The sequence below is a fragment of the uncultured Streptococcus sp. genome (assembly GCF_963516575.1).
Taxonomy (GTDB): Bacteria; Bacillota; Bacilli; order Lactobacillales; family Streptococcaceae; genus Streptococcus.
In genome coordinates, this window is record NZ_CAUQCP010000081.1 from 1 (window position 1) to 3,960 (window position 3,960).

4 protein-coding genes are annotated in these 3,960 nt (G+C 37.3%); 3 read left to right on the forward strand and 1 reads right to left on the reverse strand.

The window, feature by feature from the left end; all coding sequences use genetic code 11:
• On the forward strand, positions 1-356 hold a 356-nt coding region (locus RWM06_RS09505), incomplete at its 5' end, for a glucose PTS transporter subunit IIA (protein WP_313970935.1).
• Positions 357-504: 148 nt separating this feature from the next.
• Positions 505-1,392 (forward strand): fructokinase ScrK, encoded by an 888-nt coding sequence (gene scrK, locus RWM06_RS09510; RefSeq protein WP_313970936.1) that lies wholly within the window; start codon positions 505-507, stop codon positions 1,390-1,392.
• A gap of 319 nt (positions 1,393-1,711) precedes the next feature.
• Here scrK and RWM06_RS09515 read toward each other — a convergent pair whose 3' ends face one another.
• A complete protein-coding gene (locus RWM06_RS09515; RefSeq protein WP_313970937.1) occupies positions 1,712-2,329 on the reverse strand; it encodes a TVP38/TMEM64 family protein in 618 nt (205 codons plus the stop codon).
• A 368-nt stretch (positions 2,330-2,697) separates the two neighbouring features.
• On the opposite strand from RWM06_RS09515, the gene RWM06_RS09520 reads away from it, so the two are divergent.
• Positions 2,698-3,843, forward strand: coding sequence for an AbiH family protein (locus RWM06_RS09520; RefSeq protein WP_313970938.1), 1,146 nt, complete (start codon positions 2,698-2,700; stop codon positions 3,841-3,843).
• The last annotated feature ends 117 nt before the right edge of the window (positions 3,844-3,960 follow it).

A 3,960-nucleotide genomic window follows, 5' to 3' on the forward strand; every position in this document is an offset into this window, starting at 1 on the left:
CTGTGAAACCAAGTCAAGGTGTGGTATATGCACCAGCTGATGCTGAAGTTTCAATCGCTTTTCCAACAGGACATGCTTTTGGTTTGAAAACAACTGATGGTGCTGAAGTCTTGATCCACGTTGGTATTGACACTGTAACAATGAACGGTGAAGGTTTTGAAGCAAAAGTTGCTCAAGGTGACAAGGTAAAAGCTGGCGATGTTCTTGGAACTTTTGACTCAAACAAAATCGCTGCAGCTGGACTTGACGATACAACAATGGTTATCGTTACAAACACAGCTGACTACGCTTCAGTAGCTCCAGTCGCAACAGGTTCAGTTGTGAAGGGGGATGCTCTTATCGAAGTGAAAGCTTAGTCTTTTCTAGCTAAATGAAAACGAACAAATGACATGTTTGTTCGTTTTTGCTTGAATGGTAAGATTTACAGAGGAAAATCTAAAAAATAGAGAAATTTAGACTTTCGAAATATGCTATAATAAAGAAAATAAAAACAAGAGGTTTATCATGACAAAATTATATGGAAGCTTGGAAGCGGGCGGTACAAAGTTTGTCTGTGCTGTCGGTGATGAAAACTTTAACGTTGTAGAAAAAACACAATTTCCAACGACAACTCCAATCGAAACAATCGATAAAACCATTGAGTTCTTCTCAAAATTCGACAACCTTGCTGGTCTTGCAGTTGGTTCATTTGGTCCGATTGATATTGATAAAAACTCAAAAACCTATGGCTTTATCACAACGACTCCAAAACCAAACTGGGCAAATGTGGACTTACTTGGTGCCCTTCGTCGCGCCCTCAACGTACCAATGTACTTCACTACAGACGTAAACAGCTCTGCTTATGGTGAAGTGGTTGCCCGTAATAATGCTGGTGGTCGTATCGAAAACTTGGTTTACTACACAATCGGTACAGGTATTGGTGCAGGTGTCATCCAACGTGGAGAGTTTATCGGTGGTGTGGGTCACCCTGAGATGGGCCATTACTATGTGGCTAAACATCCAATGGATATTGAAAAAGAGTTTAAGGGTGTTTGTCCTTTCCATAAGGGATGTCTGGAAGGCTATGCAGCTGGTCCAAGTTTGGAAGCTCGTACAGGTGTTCGTGGGGAAAACATTGAACTGAACAACCCTGTTTGGGATGTTCAAGCCTACTATATCGCTCAAGCTGCAGTTAATGCGACAGTGACTTTCCGACCAGATGTCATCGTCTTTGGTGGTGGGGTCATGGCTCAACAACACATGCTGGACCGTGTCCGTGAGAAATTTACATCTCTTCTCAATGGTTACCTACCAGTGCCAGATGTGCGTGACTATATCGTGACTCCAGCAGTAGCAGGAAATGGTTCTGCCACACTTGGGAACTTTGTCCTTGCAAAAGAAGTTTCAAAATAAAGCACAAAATCCGCTTGGGAAACCAAACGGATTTTGTGGTTGAAAACAATATTTTTAATCCTTTCCTTAAGTGATTAGGGACGGTAGCGACTTTCTTCGAAATTCCATACCTAAACTTTGAGCCTAATGTCTCAAAGTTTCCGAACACCTGAAACCATTAGATTTCAGGTGTTTCTATCACGGCGGAAAGGCTAGGTAAGTCCTCATCTCACTATCGAAAAATAGGAATGATTTCCATACCAAAGTATATTTAGTATCAAGCTATAATCAATCTACGCTCTAAAAATCCGCTTGGGAAACTAAACGGATTTTTTACGTGTCAAAGCATTTGCCAGAAGAAGTCGATAATATAGGTCAGACCGTAGGTATAAACCACGAGAGTAAAGGGCTTGGTCAGAACGATGATGATCATATAGCGCTTGAAACTCATCTTGGTCAGGGCAGCCAGCATACAGAGAAAGTCAGCTGGGCTAATCGGCCAAATCATCATAAAGATAAAGAAACGGTCAAAACGATTTCCCTTATCTAGCCAGCCGATATACTTGTCATAGGTGCGCTTGCTGACGACAGACTGGACAAAAGCAGCCCCGTATAGGCGCACCAGATAAAAGATAATGGCACAGCCAATCACGATGCCGATATAGTTGTAGATAGTCCCGATGATGTGACCGTAGATAAAGACCCCTGCCACCGAGGTTAAGGCCCCTGGGATGATAGGGACGACAGTCTGTAAAATCTGTAAAAAGATAAAGAGAGGTGGCCCCCAGATACCTGCCTGCTGGATAAAGGCAGAGAGGGTTTCCTTAGACTGTAAAATCCCAGCCTGATAAGCCCAAATACAGAAAATCAAACTCCCAATTCCCCCAGCAATCGATGAAATATTGATGATCTGCTGTAGAAGGGGAGATACAGCTTTCATTTGTTTATCCTGTGACATGTAAACTCCTCATGGATAGTATAACTCTACTATACCATATTTTGGAGGAGAAAGGGGGAATGAGTCTTTGATAGTAAGCGTCGATTGACTGGTTCGAACAAGAATGAGAAAAAAGTTAAAGCAGAAGAAGTAGTTGGATAAAACTAAACGAGGCTGGGACAAAAAGATTTTGATTTTAGGAATTCTTTATTATAAATTTTTAAAATCGATAGATTGGAAAAAAAGCGAACAAGACAGAATTCTGAGTGTCAGATAACTTATTTTGTTCGCTTTTTATATTTATGGTTAGACTTTTGTCCCAGACTCGTTTTTTGGTTGATTCGTGGTATAATTTTAGTAATTATACATAATGTAGAGGAGAATAATTCATGGCAGATACTATTCTAATTCTAGGTAATGGTTTTGATATTGCTATGGGGCGAAAGACGAAATATACCGATTTTATTGACTTTGAAAAACAATTATTTTCTAATCCAGATGAGAAGTTGCTTGAGTTTCTAAAAGTTAAAAATATTAGGATTGAGAAATACAGATATAATTTGTATTTGAAATTTATTAATGAAAACAAGGATGGACTTGGAGAAAATTGGTCTAACCTTGAAATCATGATTTCTCAACTTGCAGATGCGATAATGTATTTTAAAGAAAATAATGATTTAATATTCAAAGTTGCTACTACAGGACAAACTGGGCTACTGGAAAAGAAATTATTACAAGAAAAAAATTATAGGTCAAAATTATATATTGCAGATACTTTTCTCTCCATATTCTATGAAAAAGGCTGGGGTTTTTTAGAAAGAGAAGTTGCATTGGATGAATTAAATAACGAATTTATCAGGCAACTTGATCTATTGATTGAATTATTAGAAATATATTTATCTTATAGAGACTTTCTTGATTTTGAAGTTAGGAACATTAAATCCAAGCCAACAGCTCTAGATGCAATATCAGATTTATCAAATTCTTCAGTTCTAAATTTTAATTATACTAATACATCAGGATATTTATTTCGGACTTCTGAGGAGAAAACTCATTTCATACATGGGCGAATTGATTTAGAGAGAACTTTCAGTCGCATCAATACTATGGTCTTTGGAATTGAGGATAAAGAAAACAATGTTAATATTGATTTGATTCCTTATCAGAAATACTATCAACGAGTTGTTAAGGAGACTGGGAATGATTATGAAACGTTTTTCGAGCCCAATATAGAATTTAAAGAAAATGAAATTGATGTACCTTACAATGCATCTAAGAATATCATTGTTTTTGGTCACTCTGTTGACCCTCTGGATAAGGAAATATTTCAAAAATGCTTTTCATTAGCAGAGAATGGAAAATATACTTATCGATTTATTTTCACTTATGTTGATGAACCAGCTAAACGTTCGATTATTAAGAATCTTGCAATCATTCTTGGTAAAGAAAAATTGGTAGAGTTAACAGGAAAACGAAATGTTGTATTTATAAAGAGTGATGATAATGAGCGTATGAAGAAAGAGCTACTACCTTAATAAAATCAAAAAATAATTGAACTTATAGAATAAAATTGTAAAATCTTAATCTAAAAACATTTCGCTAAATTCCCAAACTAAGTTCCACCGCTAGTAGAAGTGGAAGTTAGTCTGATA